Source organism: Rhodobacter sp. P1_C2 (assembly GCF_056406375.1).
Window position 1 is genome coordinate 315,721 of sequence record NZ_JBFUAG010000003.1, and the last position, 19,075, is coordinate 334,795.

General features: G+C 66.7%; 21 protein-coding genes. 10 read left to right on the forward strand and 11 right to left on the reverse strand.

All coding sequences use genetic code 11. The features are described from left to right. Positions 1–2: 2 nt before the first annotated feature. Positions 3–356: a hypothetical protein gene (locus tag AC1DZT_RS06450; RefSeq protein WP_478005788.1), complete on the reverse strand. Its 354-nt coding sequence runs from the start codon at positions 354–356 to the stop codon at positions 3–5. Positions 357–551: 195 nt separating this feature from the next. On the opposite strand from AC1DZT_RS06450, the gene AC1DZT_RS06455 reads away from it, so the two are divergent. Next, on the forward strand, positions 552–1,232 hold the full coding sequence (locus tag AC1DZT_RS06455; protein ID WP_478005789.1) for a GntR family transcriptional regulator: 681 nt from the start codon (positions 552–554) through the stop codon (positions 1,230–1,232). On the opposite strand, the gene AC1DZT_RS06460 is transcribed toward AC1DZT_RS06455, so the two are convergent. Then, a complete protein-coding gene (locus tag AC1DZT_RS06460; RefSeq protein ID WP_478005790.1) occupies positions 1,229–2,608 on the reverse strand; it encodes a glutamine synthetase family protein in 1,380 nt (459 codons plus the stop codon). The two genes, AC1DZT_RS06455 and AC1DZT_RS06460, sit on opposite strands and share 4 nt — an antisense overlap. Positions 2,609–2,843: 235 nt before the next feature. On the opposite strand from AC1DZT_RS06460, the gene AC1DZT_RS06465 reads away from it, so the two are divergent. The 3 genes from AC1DZT_RS06465 to AC1DZT_RS06475 are packed head-to-tail and all read left to right on the forward strand — an operon-like array spanning position 2,844 to position 5,864. Beyond that, complete coding sequence (locus tag AC1DZT_RS06465) at positions 2,844–3,779, forward strand: 3-hydroxyacyl-CoA dehydrogenase NAD-binding domain-containing protein (protein WP_478005791.1); 936 nt, start codon at positions 2,844–2,846, stop codon at positions 3,777–3,779. Then, positions 3,772–4,449 (forward strand): aspartate/glutamate racemase family protein, encoded by a 678-nt coding sequence (locus AC1DZT_RS06470; protein WP_478005792.1) that lies wholly within the window; start codon positions 3,772–3,774, stop codon positions 4,447–4,449. Before AC1DZT_RS06465 ends, AC1DZT_RS06470 begins: the two co-directional genes overlap by 8 nt. Positions 4,450–4,457: 8 nt before the next feature. Then, on the forward strand, positions 4,458–5,864 hold the full coding sequence (locus AC1DZT_RS06475; protein ID WP_478005793.1) for an aminotransferase: 1,407 nt from the start codon (positions 4,458–4,460) through the stop codon (positions 5,862–5,864). Here AC1DZT_RS06475 and AC1DZT_RS06480 read toward each other — a convergent pair. The 8 genes from AC1DZT_RS06480 to AC1DZT_RS06515 form a co-directional block, all read right to left on the reverse strand. Next, positions 5,846–6,679, reverse strand: a complete 834-nt coding sequence (locus tag AC1DZT_RS06480) for a Pnap_2097 family protein (RefSeq protein ID WP_478005794.1) — start codon at positions 6,677–6,679, stop codon at positions 5,846–5,848. The genes AC1DZT_RS06475 and AC1DZT_RS06480 overlap by 19 nt on opposite strands. Beyond that, on the reverse strand, positions 6,676–7,941 hold the full coding sequence (locus tag AC1DZT_RS06485; RefSeq protein ID WP_478005795.1) for an MSMEG_0569 family flavin-dependent oxidoreductase: 1,266 nt from the start codon (positions 7,939–7,941) through the stop codon (positions 6,676–6,678). Before AC1DZT_RS06485 ends, AC1DZT_RS06480 begins: the two co-directional genes overlap by 4 nt. Positions 7,942–7,952: 11 nt before the next feature. Continuing rightward, a complete protein-coding gene (locus AC1DZT_RS06490) occupies positions 7,953–8,234 on the reverse strand; it encodes an MSMEG_0570 family nitrogen starvation response protein (protein WP_478005796.1) in 282 nt (93 codons plus the stop codon). Beyond that, positions 8,227–9,195: a sll0787 family AIR synthase-like protein gene (locus AC1DZT_RS06495; RefSeq protein WP_478005797.1), complete on the reverse strand. Its 969-nt coding sequence runs from the start codon at positions 9,193–9,195 to the stop codon at positions 8,227–8,229. Before AC1DZT_RS06495 ends, AC1DZT_RS06490 begins: the two co-directional genes overlap by 8 nt. Next, positions 9,192–9,737 (reverse strand): MSMEG_0567/Sll0786 family nitrogen starvation N-acetyltransferase, encoded by a 546-nt coding sequence (locus AC1DZT_RS06500; protein ID WP_478005798.1) that lies wholly within the window; start codon positions 9,735–9,737, stop codon positions 9,192–9,194. Before AC1DZT_RS06500 ends, AC1DZT_RS06495 begins: the two co-directional genes overlap by 4 nt. Beyond that, positions 9,737–10,837 carry an MSMEG_0568 family radical SAM protein gene (locus tag AC1DZT_RS06505; RefSeq protein ID WP_478005799.1) on the reverse strand — a complete coding sequence of 367 codons (1,101 nt, stop codon included), beginning with the start codon at positions 10,835–10,837 and terminating at the stop codon, positions 9,737–9,739. Before AC1DZT_RS06505 ends, AC1DZT_RS06500 begins: the two co-directional genes overlap by 1 nt. Next, complete coding sequence (locus AC1DZT_RS06510; RefSeq protein ID WP_478005800.1) at positions 10,830–11,789, reverse strand: Nit6803 family nitrilase; 960 nt, start codon at positions 11,787–11,789, stop codon at positions 10,830–10,832. The genes AC1DZT_RS06505 and AC1DZT_RS06510 overlap by 8 nt, the downstream gene beginning before the upstream one ends. 62 nt (positions 11,790–11,851) lie before the next feature. Beyond that, positions 11,852–12,334, reverse strand: a complete 483-nt coding sequence (locus AC1DZT_RS06515; RefSeq protein ID WP_477998595.1) for an MSMEG_0572/Sll0783 family nitrogen starvation response protein — start codon at positions 12,332–12,334, stop codon at positions 11,852–11,854. 272 nt (positions 12,335–12,606) lie between these two features. On the opposite strand from AC1DZT_RS06515, the gene AC1DZT_RS06520 reads away from it, so the two are divergent. Then, complete coding sequence (locus tag AC1DZT_RS06520) at positions 12,607–13,977, forward strand: aminotransferase-like domain-containing protein (RefSeq protein WP_478005801.1); 1,371 nt, start codon at positions 12,607–12,609, stop codon at positions 13,975–13,977. Here AC1DZT_RS06520 and AC1DZT_RS06525 read toward each other — a convergent pair. Beyond that, complete coding sequence (locus tag AC1DZT_RS06525; protein ID WP_478005802.1) at positions 13,974–14,735, reverse strand: IclR family transcriptional regulator domain-containing protein; 762 nt, start codon at positions 14,733–14,735, stop codon at positions 13,974–13,976. The genes AC1DZT_RS06520 and AC1DZT_RS06525 overlap by 4 nt on opposite strands. Positions 14,736–14,858: 123 nt before the next feature. On the opposite strand from AC1DZT_RS06525, the gene AC1DZT_RS06530 reads away from it, so the two are divergent. The 5 genes from AC1DZT_RS06530 (at position 14,859) to AC1DZT_RS06550 (ending at position 19,056) form a co-directional block, all read left to right on the forward strand. Further along, positions 14,859–15,593: a 3-oxoacid CoA-transferase subunit A gene (locus tag AC1DZT_RS06530; protein WP_478005803.1), complete on the forward strand. Its 735-nt coding sequence runs from the start codon at positions 14,859–14,861 to the stop codon at positions 15,591–15,593. Further along, positions 15,590–16,261 carry a 3-oxoacid CoA-transferase subunit B gene (locus AC1DZT_RS06535; RefSeq protein ID WP_478005804.1) on the forward strand — a complete coding sequence of 224 codons (672 nt, stop codon included), beginning with the start codon at positions 15,590–15,592 and terminating at the stop codon, positions 16,259–16,261. The genes AC1DZT_RS06530 and AC1DZT_RS06535 overlap by 4 nt, the downstream gene beginning before the upstream one ends. Before the next feature lie 3 nt (positions 16,262–16,264). Then, positions 16,265–17,464 (forward strand): 3-oxoadipyl-CoA thiolase, encoded by a 1,200-nt coding sequence (pcaF, locus tag AC1DZT_RS06540; protein ID WP_478005805.1) that lies wholly within the window; start codon positions 16,265–16,267, stop codon positions 17,462–17,464. Between the two features lie 149 nt (positions 17,465–17,613). After that, positions 17,614–18,315 (forward strand): YoaK family protein, encoded by a 702-nt coding sequence (locus tag AC1DZT_RS06545; protein ID WP_478005806.1) that lies wholly within the window; start codon positions 17,614–17,616, stop codon positions 18,313–18,315. Between the two features lie 84 nt (positions 18,316–18,399). After that, complete coding sequence (locus AC1DZT_RS06550) at positions 18,400–19,056, forward strand: hydrolase (RefSeq protein ID WP_478005807.1); 657 nt, start codon at positions 18,400–18,402, stop codon at positions 19,054–19,056. Positions 19,057–19,075: the final 19 nt, after the last annotated feature.

Genomic DNA, 19,075 nt, shown 5'->3' on the forward strand with positions numbered 1-19,075 from the left:
GGTCAGGCCTCGGACTTCAGCGGCTCCAGCCGGTAGAGGCTTCGGTCGTGATCCTCATGGCCCAAGGCAAGCACGACGCGGCCACCGAGGGCGCGCAGCCGGGTGTTGGTCTGGTTGCGATAAAGCTCGGCGCGAAAGCGCAGGTAATCGGCGCGCGCGCTCGGAAGGAGGCCGAGGCCCGCGCTGTCATGCAGGCTGCGGGCAAAGTCGAACAGGGCGGGCAGCGTGAAGGTCAACCCCTCGCCCGCCACGGTGATCCGGCCCGCGAAACCCTCCGCCTGCGCCAGAAGCGCCGCGTCCCCGCGCAGATAGCCGGCAAAGACCGCGTTCAGGGTGAAGTCGTACAGATCCGCCAAAGCCGCACTCCAATTCTGCGCGGGTCCAATCCTAGCGTGGATGGCGGCGCGGCGAAACTCTTCCCGCCCTGGCCCGCGCAGAAAATCGCGATCGCAGATGGGCAATCCGGATTGAGCCCCGCCCCTGATCGCGCTAGGCTCCCCCCGCTGCCGCCAGGCGCTTTTCGGGACATGTGCGATGAAAGATCAAGCCAGATGAGCCGCCTTGCCGCCAGCCCCGGGGTGGAGCCTGCTGCCGCCCCGTCGATGCAGGACAGCGTCTACAGCCAGATTCGCGACGTTCTGATGCGGGGCGGCTTTTCGCCCGGGCAGAAGGTCAGTTCCCGCAAACTCGCCGCGCAACTGGGCACCAGCGACATGCCGGTGCGCGCAGCGCTGGGGCGGCTTCTGGCGGAAGGGGCGCTGGTGCAGAATGCCAATGGCACCTATTCCGTCCCCCTGATCAGCCTGCGCGGCTTTCGCGAGGTGATGACCCTGCGCGCCATGCTGGAAGCCGAGGCCACGCTGCAGGCCTGTGGCAACATCGATCAGGCCGGGTTTCAGGAGCTGCACCTCTGCGCGGCGGGGCTGGAACGTGCGATCGCGGAAAATGCGATCGACGATTACCTCGATTTCAACCAGCGGCTCAAATTCACCATTTACAACTATTCCACCTCGCAGACGCTGCAATCGATGATCCGGCTGATGTGGCTGCGCGCCGGACCCTTCCTGCGCCACCTCAACAAGGGTCTGGCCACGATGAGTGCGGCGAATTTCCATGATCAGGCGATTGCGGCGCTCGCCACCGGCGACCGGCAGGCGGCGGCCGAGGCGATCGCGAAGGACATTCTGGCCGGGATGGCCTTCCTGACCCTGCACGGCGAATTTGCGCCCTAGACGGCGAAACCGTAAAGCGCCCATTCCGCCTCGGAGACTTCGCGGGCCATCCGGTCGACCTCGGCCCGTTTCACCGCGACGAAGCCCTGATGCAGCATCGGCCCCAGGATGCGGCGGGCGAAGGCCGAGTGTTCCAGCCGGTCGATCGCCTCGACCCAGCTGCGCGGCAGGGTGTTCGGGGCGGCATTCTCGTAGGCATTGCCGATGACGGCGGGGCCGGGGTCGGCCTTGGCTTCGATCCCGTCCAGCGCCCCGCCCAAGGTGACCGCCGCCACCAGGTAGGGGTTGGCATCGACACCCCCCACCCGATGTTCGAAATGCCGCGCCTTGGCCGCGCCCGAAGGGACCCGCAAGGCCACGGTGCGGTTTTCAAAACCCCAGGTGTCATTGCCGGGCGAGTAATTGACCGAGGCAAAGCGCCGCCAGGAATTGTAGAAGGGCGCCAGAACCGCCATCGTCTCGCCAATCGTCCCACGCACCCCGGCAATCGCCTGCAGCATCAGGGGCGACAGGGTATCCGGCGCGGGATCGGCAAAGAGGTTCGCCCCCGCCTGATCGGCCAAAGACAGATGCAGGTGCATCCCCGACCCGGCCTGGTTGCCAAAGGGCTTGGCCATGAAACAGGCCTCCATCCCGAAGCGGCGCGCGGTCGAGCGGATCAGCCGCTTGGCGATCACCACATCATCCGCCGCCCGCATCAGGTCGCGGTAGCGGATGGTCAGCTCGTATTGCCCGACCGAATATTCCGAGATCAGCGCCTCCAAGGGCAGGTCGAGCGTCTTGGCACCTTCGTAAACCGCGTCGAAGAAGGGCGACATCTCGTCCAGCTCGTCCACCGACATGGTGTTGGTGTTCAGGCTGCGCCGCCCGGTCAGGGGATAGCGGGCGGGCTGCATCCTGCCATTGGCGTCACGCTCGCGGTCGACGAGGTAGAACTCGACCTCCAGCGCGCCCATCGGTTCATAGCCCAGCGCCCGCGCGCGCTCCACCTGCGCCACCAGGGCATGGCGCGGCTCGGCGGCAAAGCCGCTGCCATCGGGGTTGTACATGCTGATCAGCACCTGCCCCCGCCCGGTCGAGGGCATGAAACCCAGCGTCCCCGCCAGCGGCCAGCAGCGATGATCGCCGCCGCCGTCGTTGAGCACCAGCCCGGTCCCCTCCACATCATCGCCCGCCACATCCTGCGCGAACATCGAGGCGGGAATGCCGCGGCCTTGGGTGAACAGGCTTTCCAGCTCGTGCCGGCGGATCGACTTGCCGCGCCCGATGCCGTGGCAATCGGTCAGGATGATGTCGATGGCTTCGACCTGCGGATGCCGGGCCAGAAAAGCCTGCGCCTCGGCCAATGTCGCCCCGCCGGGAGGAGTGCTGGTCATGTCCTGTGCCCTGTCGTGATTGCGGCGCCACATTACAAAATGCGATCTCATTTTCAAGAGGCTGAGGCCGGGATTCTTGGATTTTGATCAAATTTCTCGGCAGCATTGCGCTGAAATTTCCGCATTTGCGCTGGGCCGATGCGGCGGTCCGGGCGTCGCTGGTGGAAATGAATTGCCACAGCCAAGGCCGCCGCGTAAGACTGCGATCGCAATATCAGCAATTCAGGGGAATCCGGTGGCGGCTGTGGACGACAGGGTTGCGACAGCAGGGCCGAGGATCGCCATTCTGGGTTGCGGCCTGATCGGCGAAAGCTGGGCCGCGCTGTTCTTGCATTTCGGCTTCGACGTCGCCGCCTGGGACCCGATGGAGCCGGCCCGCGCCAGCTTTGCCGAAAGGCTCAACCGCCCTCTGGCGCAGCTTGAGGCGCTGGAGCCGCACAAGACCAAAGGGCGGCTGACGGTGGCGGCGACCCTGGCAGAGGCGGTGGATGGCGCCGGGCTGATCCAGGAGAATGCGCCGGAATCCATCGCCCTGAAACAGGCGCTTTATGCCGATGTCGAGGCGTTGGCCCCGGCGGAGGCGATCATCGCCTCCTCCACCTCGGCTTTGCGCTGGTCGGATCTGGCGCCGCAGATGGAAAACCCCGCCCGCCTGATCACCGCCCATCCTTTCAACCCGCCGCATCTGGTGCCCCTGGTCGAGCTTTACGGCACGGACCCCGCGATCCTGGACCAGGCCGAGGCGATCTACCGCGCCATTGGCCGGGTTCCAGTGCGGATGAAGAAAGAGGCGACGGGGCATATCGCCAACCGCCTCGCCTCGGCGCTCTGGCGCGAGGCGGTGCATATGGTGGCCGAGGGCATCGCCGATGTCAGCGCGATTGACGCGGCTCTGGTCAACGGCCCCGGTCTGCGCTGGTCGGTGGTGGGGGCGCATATGGCCTATCACCTGGGCGGCGGGCCGGGCGGGATCGGGCATTACCTGACCCATCTGGGCCCCAGCCAGCAGCGCCGCTGGGAGAGCCTTGGCAGTCCTGAGCTCACGCCCGAGGTTTGCGATCAACTCGTCGCGGGTATCGCGGAAGAAGCAGCAGGCCGCAGCATCGCAGACCTGGAGGCGCAGCGCGATGCCGGTCTGATCGCCGCCCTGAAAGCCCGCGCGCATGTCTGATACCCCCCGCATCGCCCTGATCCACGCGCTGGAGGAATCGATCGCGCCGATCCGCAAGGCCTTTGCCGAGGTCTGGCCCGAGGCCCTGTGCTTCGATCTGCTGGACACCTCGCTCGCCGTCGACCTCGCCGATGCGGGAGAGTTGGACGCCGCGATGATGGCGCGGTTTCAGACCCTGGCTGCTTACATGGCCGGCGTCACCGGGAAGGGCGGGCAGGCGCAGGCGATCCTCTTCACCTGTTCCGCCTTCGGCCCGGCGATCGAGGCGGTCCGGCAGGCCCAGACCATCCCGGTGCTGCGCCCGAACGAAGCGGCCTTTGACAAGGCGCTGGATCTTGGCGACCGGCTGGGGCTGGTCGTGACCTTCGCGCCCTCGCTGCCCGCCCTGACTGCCGAGTTGCAGGCGATGGCCGCGGCGCGGGGCCGCAAGATCACCATCACCCCGGTATTGGCCGAGGGTGCCCTAGCCGCGCTGAAGGCGGGCGACGGCGCGACCCATGACCGCCTGGTTGCCGAAGCCTGCAAGCATCTGGCCGGGCTTGATGCCCTCATCCTGGGCCAATTCTCGCTCGCCCGCGCCGCACCTTTGCTGCAACTGCTGTTCGCCTGCCCGATCCTGACCACCCCCGCCTGCGCCGTGGAAGCCCTGCGCGCCCGGCTGACCCTTTAGGAGCCCAAATGGACCTGCAACCCAATTACACCGTCGCCGACATGGACAAGGCGAGCCTGCTGCATCCGGCCTCCTCGATCGCCGATCTGCAGGCCAATGGCCCGGCGATCTATGCCAGCGCCCAGGGGGTGGAGGTGACCAATGCCAAGGGTCAGACCCTGATCGACCTTGGCGCGGGCCTCTGGTGCGTGAATGTGGGCTATGGGCGCGAAGAGCTGGCCCAGGCCGGCTATCAGGCGCTGAAATCGCAAAGCTATCAGCATCTCTTCGGCGGCGCTTCGGTTGAAAGCTCGGTCCGGCTGGCCGACCGGCTGCTGACCCTCTTCCGCGATACCGTGCCGGGGTCCGACATGGCGCGGGTGTTCTTCGGAAACTCGGGGTCGGACGCCAATGACACCGCCTACAAATTGGTGCGCTATTACAACAACCTGCGTGGCAAGCCTGCCAAGAAGAAGATCATCTCGCGGATCGGGGCCTATCATGGCGTGACCATGGCCAGCGGCAGCCTCACCGGCATCGCCGCCTATCACAAGGCTTTCGACATGCCGCTGCCCGGCGTGCTGCACACCTCCTGCCCGCATCACTACGCCTATGGCCAAAAGGGCGAAAGCGAGGCCGCCTTCACCGCCCGCATGGTCGCCGATCTGGAGGCGATGATTGCCGCCGAGGGTGCCGAGACCATCGGCGGTTTCATCGCCGAGCCGGTCATGGGCACCGGCGGCGTCTTCCTGCCGCCCGCAGGCTATTTCGCCGCGGTTCAGGCGGTGCTGGACCGGCACGACATCCTGCTCATCGCGGATGAGGTCATCACTGGCTTTGGCCGCACCGGCCAGTGGTTCGGCTGCGGCACCTATGGCATCCGGCCGGATATCGTCTCGCTCGCCAAGGGGCTGACCAGCGCCTATTTCCCGATGTCGGCCTCGCTCATCTCCAACCGGGTGTATGAGGTGCTGAGCGCGACCTCGGCCCAGACCGGGGCCTTCATGCATGGTTTCACCTATTCCGGCCATCCGGTCGGGGCGGCCATCGCGATGGCGAACCTCGATGTGATGGAGCGCGAGGATCTGGTGGCCAATGCCGCACGGCTGGAGCCGGTCCTGATGGGCGCGCTGCGCAAGGCGCTGGGGGACCATCCGTTCATCGGCGACATTCGCGGCGTCGGCCTGATGGCGGGGGTCGAGTTCGTGGCCGACCGGGCCACCAAGGCCGCCTTCCCCGCCGGCACCGTGCCGCACCGAATCGTGGCCAAACATGCGATGGCGGCGGGGGTGCTGACCCGCGGCTTGCCCTATCTGCCGGTCAACTCCTTCTCGCCGCCGCTGTCGATCACCGCGGCGCAGATCGAAACCGGGATCGCCCGCTATGCCACGGCGCTGAACAGCGCGATGCCGGAGCTTCAGGCATTGCTCGGCTGAGAGGACAGCGCGCCGTCGTGGTGTTCGCAGAGGGCATGGCAGATCACCTGCCCATCCAGCCGGGCGATCTGCACCCGGCCCGGCGCGGCTTCGACCATCAGCGCCTCGCCGGCGTTGAGGTTGCCCAGATAGGTCACCTCGCGCCGGGCCAGCGCGGCCATGCTGCGGTGCAGCGCCCACTCTGCCTCGGCCGCGATGCGGGAGAAGGCGGGGAAATACATCAGCCCGACCGCGTTGAAATCCAGCGCTGGATTGGGGGTGATGCTGGGCGCGGCGTTCAGCGGCGGCGCCTGCCGCAGGGCGCGGGCCCGCTGGCGCGACCTTTCGGCAAGGTCGGTCAGGGCGGCGGGCGCCGGAGGCAGCGCCGCCTCGTGCTGCGGCAGGCGGCGCAGGATGCGGTGGTTCGACCGCGTCGCATCATGGCCGACGAAGGTCGAGATCATCGAGAGTTCGGCCAGAAGGGTGCCCCCCGCAACAAGCTGGTGGATCGATCCGGTCTGGCTGCCGCTCACCGCAAAAAGGCGGGAGTGGAGCATGGCATCCGCGCCCAGAAGGCCGGGCTGCGGCGGGCCTAGCCGCAGGTCGGTGGCGCAGAAGGCGGCATAGATCGGGCGGCCCGCCTCGTCCTGAAAGACCGCCCTGTCCTGCCCCATCGCCCCGGCCAGAAGCGCCCAGTGCTGGTCGCCGCAAAAGCGCAGCAGCCATTGTTCCGACACCCCCTGATGCCCCAGTTGCATCATGCCCAGCCGAACCCGCTCGGTCAGGGCGGGGAGGGGTCGCGGCTGGGACGGGCGGTGGAAGGCCAGCACGCTCATTCGGCGGCCTTCAGCGCGGGCGCTTCGGCCAGTTGGGCGGCGATGGCATCCGCGAGATAACGGCTGTCCTCGCCGATCCCGAGGAAACGGCCCGAACCCCAGGTGTTCAGCCAGCCAAGCCCGATGAAGTGAAAGCCCGGCACCTCGGTCACGCCGCGGTGAAACTTCGGCTTGCCGCGCTCGTCGAAGACATCGACATGGATCCAGGAATAATCCGGCCGAAAGCCGATCGACCAGATCACGCTGGTGATGCCAAGGGCTGCGGTGTCGATCTCGGTCACCTCCGCGGCGGGCTCCCACAGCTTGACGAAAGCCGGCTCTTCCGGCGCATCGATGCCTTCGCGGGCGATGTAGTCGTCGATCACGCTGCGGATGCCGAGATAGCTTTTGTCGGCGTCATCAAGGTTCTTCGCCAGATCGGGCAGAAAGCGGATCGTGCTGCCCGCCATGCCGGCGACCGAGCCGTAAAGCGAGATGTCATCCTCTGCCACGAAACGGCGCAGGTCGATTTCCTTGCCGCCATCGCGGCCTGACATGTAATGGTTGGTCTGGGACAGCGCCTTGATCGGGTCGGGGTGGGTGTCGATGGTGATGGCGTAATGGCCCATCTCGTACAGCCAGTCCGTCGCATCGCGGCCCCGGTACTTGCGCGGGCTGCGCGGGGCGGGGCCGACGGCGAGGTGGACCTTGCGGCCATCGCGGACCAGATCCTCCATGATCTGCACGCCGGATTGCCCGGTGCCGATGACGAGGGTCGCGCCTTCGGGGATCTGGCTCGGGCGGCGGTAATCAACCGAATGGATCTGCGCAATCGCCGGGTCCAGATCTGCGGCATAGGGCGGCATGATCGGATTGTCATAGCCCCCCGTCGCGATCACCACCTGATCGCAGGTCCAGCTGCCGATCGAGGTTTCAACCTCATAGCCGCCTTCGGGCGCAGGGGCGACGCGGGTCACGGTCACATTCTCATGCAGCGGGGGCGAGAAGCTGGCGGCGAAGGCGTCGAGGTAATCGGTGATTTGATCCTTCAGCATGAAGCCGTCAGGATCGTCGCCGGCATAGGGAAAGTCCGGCAGGCGGCATTGCCAGTTGGGGGTGACAAGGCAGAACGTGTCCCAGCGGTTCTGCCGCCAGGAGTGGAACTTGCCGTACCGCTCGAACACGATGTGGTCGATGCCCTTCTGGCCGAGGCAATAGCTGACCGACAGGCCGGCCTGACCGCCGCCAACGATCACGACGGGAATATGCGGGGTCTTGGTCATGGCCTTCTCCTTCATTGGGTGATGGCGAGGCAGGTGACATCACCTTGCCCGCGGAATGTTGCGGCCCTTGTCTCGATCGCCTCCAGCTGCGCCATGGCAGAGGAGCAGGCGAAGCCGTATTTCGCCGCCACCCGGTCCGAGGCGCGGTGCAACCCGATGCGGACGCGGCTGAGGAAGGCGTCGAGTGGATAGCTGGTGCCGGGCGACAGGAAGTCGGTGATGACGGTGGAGGGGGAATAGCAGCGCTCTTCCGTGCCATCGGGCCAGCGCAGGGTGAAATAGGTCTCAGGCATCGGCATGGTCCTTTTGCGCAAGGCCAAGATAGGGGGCGGCGGCGTGGTCCCAGAAAGTGGCCATGGTGGTGCCATCGGTCAGGCGGACAGCGCTGCCTTCGGTGATTTGCCCGATGATGCCGGCCGTGATGTCACGCGCGGCAAAGCGGGCGCAGACCTCGGCGGCACGCTGCGGCGGGGTGGAGAGGAGGAAGCCAAAGCTCGGAAAACTGCGCAGCCAGCGGTCCAGGACTATCCCCGTGGGCGGGGTGATGCGGGTGAGGTCGAGGTCGATGCCCACGCCCGAACATTCGGCCAGCATCAGCGCGGTGCCGAGGATGCCGCCCTGGCTGATGTCCTTGCCCGCCCGCACCAGGCCCGCCTCGGCCAGCGCCGGCAGCAGCGCCAGATCGCCGCGCAGGCGGGCGGCGGGGGCGTCCAATGCTGCGCAGAAATTATCGAAGTTGCGGTAGCTGCCGCGCTGGTCGATGGCGGCGATCAGGACCTCGCCCGGGCGGGCGGCAAAGCTGCTGATCAGCGCCTCGGCCCGGCCCATGACCGATACGGCGAGGCTTAATTCCTTGGCCGAAAAGTTGGTATGGCCACCGACGAGGGGCACGCCGTAAGCCTCGGACGCTGCGCGCAGACCGGCGAGGAGGGGTGCAGCATGTGCAGCATCGGGCGCCCAGATCTGATCGATCAGCGCGACCCCCCGCCCCCCCATCGCCGCGATGTCCGACAGGTTGACCATCACGCCGCACCAGCCGGCAAACCAGGGATCATCCTGCACGAAGGCCGGAATGAAGCCTTCACCCGCCAGGAGGTCATAGCCACCCGCCCGCGCCAGCACCGCAGCATCATCGCCCGGCTGGCCCGCCGATCGGCCCGAAAGGCCAAGCGCCCCCGTCGCCGCCCCGATCGCCAGTTTCGAGCGGATCGAGGGATGGCTGCGCAGCGTCATGGCGAGGGTTTCCGGCGTCATCGCGCGATGCCCCGCCGCATCGGGTGGTACCAGCCCGCTGCCGGATCGGCGAGCGGCGGGTAGACCGACAGATCGGCCTGCATCTTCACATGGACCACGCCATGCAGCGTGACCTCGCCCAGGCTTTGCCAGTGCAGGCGGCGGAACAGCACCTCGTTCTGTTTTTGCACATGGGCAAGGAAAGTATGGCAGCCCCGCGTGGTGGCGGTGCGCACGGCCAGCCGGATCAGCTCGGTCCCGAGGCGCCCCACCTGGCGAAAGTCGCGGTCCACGGCGAGGCGAGAGCCCCACCAGAGGCCCGGTTCCGCCTGATGGATCCGCACCGTGCCCACCACGGCATCGGCCTCATGGGCATAGGTCGACAGGGCGGCCAGATGGGTGGCGATCAGGTCGATCTCGTCGCGGTCATGGGCGTGGAAGATCGCCTGTTCCTCGACAAAGACGCGGTGGCGCAGGTCGGCCACGCCTTTCGCCTCCCAGGCGGTGGCGGCCTCGCGGATGTAATAGCCGGGGCATTGGAAGTGGGAGGGGGCAAGCTCCATCACGACACCTTGAACTTTTCATAGGTGGACAGCGCCGAGCAGGCGCCGCATTTGCCGCAGCCGGCCTTGATATCCTCGCTGCGCATGCCGGCCTTGACGATCATCTGCCCGAGGGGCCGCAGGATGGCGGCCATGAACTCGGGGCGCGGGGCGGGGTGGCTTTCGAGGGGCGTGCCCGAGATCGGGACAAAGGGCACGACAAAGGGGTAAACCCCCATGGCGCACAGCTTTTCCGACATCGCGAGGATGGCTTCGGGCGTGTCGCCAAGGCCTGCCAGGATATAGGTCGAAACCTGGCCATGCCCAAAGACCTTCACCGCGGCGGCGAAGCTGGAGAAATACTTCTCCACCGGGACCGAGGCCTTGCCGGGCATGATCCGGGCGCGGACCTCTGGGGTCACGGCCTCCAGATGCATGCCAAGCGTGTCGATGCCGGCGTCGAACATGCGCTGATGCCAGATGTCATCTTCGGGCGGTTCGCATTGCGCCTGCAGGGGCAGGTTGACGGCGGCCTTGATGGCAAGGGCCGATTCCACCATCACCGCCGCCCCGCGATCCGACCCGCGCGGCGTGCCGGTGGTCAGGACCATATGCTTGACGCCGTCGAGTTCGACCGCCGCCTTGGCGACCTCGGCCAGTTGCGCCGGGGTCTTGTGGGCCACGGTGCGGCCGGCGGCCAGGCTTTGGCCGATGGCGCAGAACTGGCAGGTTTTCTTGCGGCTTTCGTAACGGATGCAGGTTTGCAAGACCGTGGTCGCCAGTACGTCGCGGGAATGGAGCGTGGCGATATGGCTGTAGGGGATGCCCTCGGCGGTTTTCAAATCATAAAAGCGCGGACGAAGGGGGAAGCGGATCTTGGCGACCTCCTCCCCATCGCGCAGCACGCGTGACCGGCCATCGGCGGCGGGCACTTCGACCAGAAACGGGCTTTCAAAGGCCGGGGCGGTATGGACGGGGACCATCACCGTCGTCTCGCCAATCGTGATGGCCTTGTGGTCAGACGGGCCGGCGCCGCCGCGCCGCGCCTCGTGGCCGACGCGGGGATCGACCAGCCGCATGCCATGGGTTTGCAGATCGTTGATCAGGGCGGCGTCAGACATTCTCGCTCTCCTCGGAGGGGAAGGACACTTCGGCGCGGGTCACGGCGGGGCGGGTGTCATGGACCAGATGCAACAGCTCGGGGCGGGCGTAGTGGCCGACGCTGTCCATCATCCGCTTGCGTTTGGTGATCAGGCGCATGTCAAGATCGGCGATCAGGATGCCCTCGCCCTCCGTCAGGGGCGGCGCCAGATGGCGGCCCTCGGGCGAGATGATGCAGGTCATGCAGCCGTCCCGCAGACCCTTTTGCAGCTTGGGATCGGGGTGGATCTGGGCGATCTGTTCCTCGGTCAGCCAGCCGGTGGCGTTGACGACGAAACAGCCGGCCTCCAGCGCGTGGTGGCGCATGGTGACTTCGATCTGCTCGCCGAAGATCGGGCCGACGAGGCTGCCGGGGAAGTGTGCGGCGTGAATCTCCTCGTGCTGGGTCATCAGGGCATAGCGGGCGAGGGGGTTGTAATGCTCCCAACAGGCGAGGGCACCGACGCGGCCGACCTTGGTCTGCACCACCTTCAGCCCCGCGCCATCGCCTTGGCCCCAGATCATCCGCTCGTGATAGGTGGGCGTGATCTTGCGGCGTTTCAGGGCCAGCGAGCCATCGGCGTCAAAGATCAGCTGGGTGTTGTAGAGCGATCCGTGGTCGCGCTCGTTCACCCCCAGCACCACCACGACCCCGCGCTTGCGGGCGGCATCGGCCACGGCTTGGGTTTCGGGCGAGGGGACGGTGACGGCCTCCTGGTACAGTTCCAGATGCGCCGGGCCCTGCTGCACCGGCGGCAGGACAAAGGAGAAATAGGGGTAATAGGGCACGAAGGTTTCGGGAAAGACGATGAAGCCCGCGCCCTTGTCCGCCGCCTCGGCAATGGCGTTCAGCACGCGTTCGATGGTGCCGGCGCGGCCCGAAAGATCGGGGGCGATCTGGACGGCGGCGGCGCGGATGATGTCGGTGCGCATCGGAAAACCTGTTGGCTGGTGGGGGGGGGAGGAGCCGGGCCTGTGGCGGCCCGGCCAGGGGGTCAGACGGTCCAGGTGTCGATGATGACGGCATTGGCCTTCTTGTGCAGAAGGATGCAGTCCAGCACGTCCTGCGGCGCGATCGGTGTGATGCCGGGGATCAGCGAGCCCTCGCCATGGCCGTACAGCGCCTGAAGCGCGAAGCGGCAGGCATAGACCTTGCCGCCTTCGGACATGAAGCGCTTGAGGTTGTTGTTGAAATTCAGATGGCCGGGGAAAGCCTCGTCCCCCAGCGTCGGGAAGCCGCGCTGCAGGCCGAGGGTGACGCCCGGGCCGTAAAGCAGGATCGAGGTCTCGTAGCCCTTCCGATTGAGGCGGATTGCGTTGAGAATGTTGACAAGCCCGATGGAGCCTTCGAAGGCCACTGTATGGAAGGTGATCAGGGCCTTCTCGCCCGGATCGGCCTTCACATCCGGGAAAACCTTGTTCTCGTAATCGACGAGGAAGTCGCCATCCTTGTTCGGTTCCTTGGTAACTGCCGGCATATCGCGCTCCTTTTCTGCTGGTGAATCAGGGATGCCGCACGGGGATTGTATGAATCAATATGCAGTTCAATCTACATACAATAATAGCGGCAATGGGCGGATTGCCCGCAGAAAACTTGGGCGGCAGGCGGCAAATCCGCTTAAATTATCGACGCGGCGCGAACGCGATACCTACAATTCGACATATTCGCCGGGCCTCCGGTCGCCCAAATCCATACAATCTGCTTCAATGTTCCGAATCATCCCGCTAGAAAGCGGGAAAGGAGCGCCGCATGATTGACTGGATTCCCAAGATCGCCTCTTCGGGCAAACCCCGCTATCTCGCCATCGCGGATGCGATTGCGGGGGATATCCGCGCCGGGGTCCTGTCGGTGGGCGACCGTCTGCCGCCGCAGCGCAGGCTGGCGGCAGGCCTCGGGATCGACTTCACCACCGTCTCGCGCGCCTATGCCGAGGCGCAGGCGCGGGGTCTGGTCGAAAGCCATGTCGGGCGCGGCACTTTCGTCGCCGGGGCGGCGCCGGTGGACCGCCAGCCCGATCCGGTGCGCGACCAGCAGGAAGACCTGTCGATGAACATGGCGCCGGAGCCGACCGATCCTGCCCTGATCGCCAAGATGCGCGAGGGGCTGGACTATGTCTCGGCCAACCTCGTGTCCTTGCTGCGCTACCAATCCGCAACCGGGAGCGAGAAGGACAAGGTCGCGGCCTCCACCTGGCTGTCGCTGCGCGGCATGGTGCCACGGCTGGACCGGGTCGCCGTGACGCCGGGGGCGCATCCGACCATGATGGCGATCCTGTCGATCCTGACCAATCCGGGCGATGTGATGCTGTGCGAAAGCATCACCTATCCCGGCATCCGCAACATTGCCGGGCGGATGCGGGTGCGGCTGGAAGGGGTGGCAATGGACGGCGCCGGCATCCTGCCCGACGCGCTGGATGCGGCGATCCGCCAGCACGGGCCGCGGGCCTTGTACCTCAACCCAACGCTGCAGAACCCGACGACCCTGACCATGCCGACCGAGCGCCGCCTTGCCGTGGCCGCGATCCTGAACCGCCATGGCCTGCCGCTGATCGAGGACGACGCCTATGGCTTCATCCCCGCCAAGGCCCCGGCGCCGCTGGCGGTTTCGGCGCCGGATCTGACCTGGCACATCGGCGGGTTGGCCAAATGCATCGGCGCGGGGCTGCGGCTGGCCTATACCGTGGCGCCCACCGGCAAGGACGCCTATGCGCTGGGGCAGGCCCTGCGGGCGGTGTCGGTCATGCCTTCTCCGCTCGCGACCGCGCTGACGACCCAGTGGATCGAGGATGGCACCGCCGACCGCATCCGCCGCTTTGTCCGTCAAGAAACCGCCGCCCGCCAGAAGCTCGCCGCCGAGACGCTGGCGGGCTTCGACTTTGCCGCCGCCGAGAATGCCTTCAACATCTGGCTGCGCCTGCCCGCAGGTTCCAGCCGGGCCGATATCATCGCGCGGATGTCGGGGCGGCATATCGGCATCATGCCCTCGGACGCCTTCACCGTCGGCGGCACGCCGGACGAACACCTGCGCATCTGCCTTGGCGGCTCGATCACGCGGGAGACGTTGAAATCCGGCCTGAATTTCCTGTCCCATGCGATGGAGCCGGAAACCTTCATGGGCTAGCGCAGCAGGGGCGCGAGGCTGGTTTGCAGGGCCAGAAGATCCCGCAGATAGGCGTCGCGCAGACCCTCGGGGCTTTGGTGAAAGGCGCTGGCGCCGATGTTCAGCGCCGCCACCGTCTGGCGATGCGCATTGCGGATCGGCACGGCGATGGAGCGCAGGCCCAGCTCCACCTCCTGATCGATCAGCGCATAGCCTTCGGCGCGGACCCGGGCCAGTTCCATCAGGATGGCTTCGGGGTCGGTGCGGGTAAAGGGGGTGCGGGCCGGCAGGGGTGCCGCCTCCAGCAGGGCGCGCGCCTCGGCCTCGGGCAGGGCGGCCAGCATCACCCTGCCCATCGAGGTGCAATAGGCCGGCAGGCGTGACCCCGGCATCAGGCCGATCGACATGACCTTGCGCTGCGCGGCGCGCGCCACATAGACGATCTCCGCCCCGTCGAGGATCGAGACGGAGGAGCTTTGCCCGATCCGTTCCGACAGGGCATCCAGCAGGGGTTGCACGATCTGCGGCAGCGGCATGGTGGCAAGGCAGGCGGTGCCCAGCCGCAGAACCCGCGGCCGGAGGGTGAAGAACTTGCCGTCGTAATCGGCATAGCCGTGGTGGGCCAGCGTCAGCAGACAACGCCGCGCCGTGGCCCGGTCCAGCCCACTGGCCGCAGAGACCTCGGCAATCGACTGGCGCGGGCGTTCGGCGGTGAAGGTCTCGATCACCTGCAACCCCTTGGCGAGGCCCCCCATGATGTCGCGCTCGCTGATCGTCATCTGCCCACCTTGTGCGATATGTCAACAAACGCAGCATATCGCACAAACCGCATGGACGAAAGCCCCCGCCTGCCCCTATCTCTTGCGCCAAGCGGGTGCGGAATCGCCCGGTTGGAGGCTTTGATGGACAAGACACTTCCAGACCTCGCCAGCGCCGTGGCGGGGATCGCAGACGGGATGACCGTGATGATCGGCGGCTTTGGCGGATCGGGGGCGCCGATCGAGCTGATCCATGCGCTGATCGACCGCTTCCTTGCGACCGGTCACCCGAAGGATCTGACGGTGGTCAACAACAACGCCGGCAATGGCCATGTGGGTCTGGCGGCGCTGATCGAACAGGGCATGGTCAGGAAGCTGATCTGCTCTTTCCCGCGCTCGGCCGATCCGGTGGTCTTCACCGAACGCTATCTGGCCGGCCAGATCGAGCTGGAGCTGGTGCCGCAGGGCACTTTGGCCGAGCGCATCCGGGCCGGGGGCGCGGGCATCCCGGCGTTTTACACGCCGACCAGCTTTGGCACCGACCTCGCCAAGGGCAAGCCGGTGGAGGTCTTCGAGGGCCGGTCCTATGTGCAGGAACGCTGGCTCAAGGCCGATTATGCGCTGGTCAAGGCGCATCTGGGCGACCGGCTGGGCAACCTGACCTACCGGATGGCGGCGCGCAATTTCAATCCCTTGATGTGCATGGCCGCCGCCACGACCATCGTACAGGTCAGCCAGATCGTGGCGCCCGGCGCCATCGACCCGGAAGCCGTCATCACCCCCGGCATCTTTGTGCACGGCGTGGTCGAGGTTCCCGAGCCCGCGCAGGAAGAAGATCTGAACCGCGCCAAGGCGGTCTATCCGGAGGTGGCGCAATGAGCCTCAAACTCTCTCCCACCCAGATGGCCTGGCGCGCGGCGCAGGACATCGAGGATGGCGCCTATGTCAACCTCGGCATCGGCTTTCCCGAGATGGTGGCGAAGTTTCAGCCGCCCGGCAAACAGGCGATCTTTCACACCGAAAACGGCATCCTCGGCTTTGGCGAGGCCCCCGCGCCGGGGGAAGAGGATTGGGACCTGATCAACGCCGGCAAGAAGGCGGTGACGCTGAAGCCCGGCACCGCCTTCTTCCACCACGCCGACAGCTTTGCGATGGTGCGCGGCGGCCATCTGGATGTGGCGATCCTTGGCGCCTATGAGGTGGCCGAGACCGGCGATCTGGCGAACTGGTCGACCGGGCCGAAGGGCGTGCCCGCCGTGGGTGGCGCGATGGACCTGGTGCATGGCGCCAAGCGGGTGGCGGTCATCACCGACCACGTCACCAAGGATGGCAAGCCAAAGCTTCTGACCCGTTGCGCCCTGCCCTTGACCGGGGTGGGCTGCGTGACCCGGGTCTATTCCTCGCTCGCCGTGATCGACATTGTGGCCGGCCATTTCGTGCTGCGCGAAAAGCTCGCCTCGCTGTCCTTCGACGATCTGCAATCCCTGACCGGCGCCACGCTGCACCTTGAAGGTGCCGTGGCCGACCTGACCGTACCGGAGCTTTGAGCCATGATCGAGGTTTTCATCTGCGACTATATCCGCACGCCGATCGGCCGCTATGCCGGCAGCCTGTCCGCCGTGCGCCCGGATGATCTGGGCGCCGTGCCGCTGCGGGCCCTGATGGCGCGCAATCAAGGCGTGGATTGGGAGGCGGTCGATGACGTGATCTTCGGCTGCGCCAATCAGGCGGGCGAGGATAACCGCAACGTGGCCCGCATGTCCCTGCTGCTGGCGGGGCTTCCGGTCGGCGTCAGCGGCACCACGATCAACCGGCTTTGCGGCTCGGGCATGGATGCGGTGCTGACGGCGGCGCGGCAGATCGCCTCGGGCGAGGCGGGTCTGATGATCGCCGGGGGCGTCGAAAGCATGTCGCGCGCGCCCTTGGTGATGCCCAAGGCCGATACCGCCTTCAGCCGCGAGGCCGCGATCTATGACACGACCATCGGCTGGCGTTTCATCAACCCGGCGATGCACAAGGCTTACGGCACCGATTCCATGCCGCAGACCGGACAGAACGTGGCGGGTGACTACGGCGTGTCGCGGCAGGCGCAGGACCTGATGGCGCTGGACAGCCAGGCCAAGGCCGCCGCCGCCCAGGCCAACGGACGGTTGGCGCAGGAGATTACCCCGGTGACCATCCCGCAGCGCAAGGGCGATGCCCTTGTGGTCGACCGCGACGAACACCCCCGCGCCACCACGCCCGAGGCCCTGGCCAAGCTGCGCCCCCTGTTCGAGGGCGGCTCGGTCACCGCGGGCAATGCCAGCGGCGTCAACGACGGGGCGGCGGCGCTGATCCTCGCCAATGCCGAGACGGCGGCGAAATATGGCCTGACGCCGATCGCCCGCGTGCTGGGCGGCGCCACGGCGGGGGTTCCGCCGCGGATCATGGGGATCGGCCCCGCCCCCGCCTCGCAAAAGCTGATGGCGCGGCTGGGCCTGACCCCCGCCGATTTCGACGTGATCGAATTGAACGAGGCCTTCGCCGCCCAGGGCATCGCCACCCTGCGGCTTCTGGGCCTGGCCGATAATGACGCCCGGGTCAACCGCAACGGCGGCGCCATCGCGCTGGGCCATCCCCTGGGGATGAGCGGCGCGCGCATCACCGGAACCGCCGCGCTGGAGCTGAAGCTGACCGGGGGCAGAAGGTCGCTCTCCACCATGTGCATCGGTGTCGGCCAGGGCATCGCCATCGCCCTGGAGCGGGTCTGACCCAGGGCTCGCACGGTCCCCTGCGCGCAACGCAGGGGAGACTGAAGTCACCAGTGCGTTACTTTTCAACAATACCGCTGCCGCAAAGAAGGACATAATCCCGTCGAAAGGCGTCACGCCACCCGCATCCCTGCCGCAAGGAACCTGCCATGCCGGACACTCCAGAGATCAAGATGGCGTCGCCCATGCCGATGCTCTTGCTGATCCTTTCCGTCACGACCGGGATGATCGATGCGATCTCGGTTCTGGGTCTGGGCAAGGTCTTCACGGCGAACATGACGGGGAATGTCGTCTTCCTTGGCTTTGCGGCGGGCGGGGCGGAAGGGTTCAAGCCGGTGCCGCTGGCGATGGCGCTGCTGAGCTTTCTGATCGGCGCCCTGATCGCCGGGCGGGCGGCCAACTGGCACCGCGGCAAGCCGCTGCACCGCTGGCTTCTGACGGCGGCGGTGATCGAAAGCCTGTTGATCTGGGCCGCTTCGCTGGTGGGTCTGAACAGCGGCGTTGCGGCGGAAGGCATGATCCAGCTGGCGATGATCGCCCTTCTCGGCGGGGCGATGGGCCTGCGCAACGGGACGGTACGACGGCTGGGCATCCCGGACCTGACGACCACCGTCCTGACCATGACCCTGACCGGCATCGCCGCCGACAGCACCCTGGCTGGCGGGGCCAATCCCAACATCGCACGCCGCTTTGGCGCGGTTGTGGCGCTTTTCGTCGGGGCCGCCCTCGGCGCGCTGCTGATCCGGCTGTCGGGCGGACTGACCCTGCCGCTGATCGCCACCGGCGCCATCGTTCTGGTGGGCACGCTGGCCTTCGCCCGCCATCCCGCCCTGCAGGCCCTGGCGAAATAACCCGATCCCGAAAGACCGCGCACGATCGTCCAAGACCCGTCCCGGGCGATTTCCAGATCCGAAACCAAAAAACAGGAGATAAAGATGGCCCCCAAAGCAACGGCAACCCCCGGTAAATCGCTGCTGTCGCCGACCGACCACACCCTGATCATGATCGACTTCCAGTCGCAGATGGCCTTTGCGACCAAATCCATCGACGCCGTCAACCTGCGCACCAATGCCGGCCTCGTCGCCGCTGCCGCTGCCAGCTTCAAGGTGCCGACGATCCTGACCACGGTCGCCGCCAAAAGCTTCTCCGGCCCGATGTTCGATGAAGTGACAGCCCCCTTCCCCGGCCAGGCCCTGCTGGACCGCACCTCGATGAACACCTGGGAAGATGCCCCGGTCATCGCCCGCGTGAACGAGATCGGCAAGGGCCGCATCGTACTGGCGGGCCTGTGGACCAGCGTCTGCATCGTCGGCCCGGCGATTTCGGCGCTGGATCAGGGGTTTGAAGTCTATGTGATCGCCGATGCCTGCGGCGATGTCACGCCCGAGGCGCATGACCGGGCGATGGACCGGATGGTGCAGGCCGGCGCCCGCCCGATGACCTCGGTCCAGTATATGCTGGAGCTGCAGCGCGACTGGGCCCGGGGCGAGACCTATGCCTCCACCACCGGTATCGCGCAGCGTCTGGCGGGGTCCTATGGCCTGGGCATCCAATACGCCAAGTCGATGTTCAACGCCTCGGAAGGGCACTAGGCCCTTCCCCCTCCCCCTG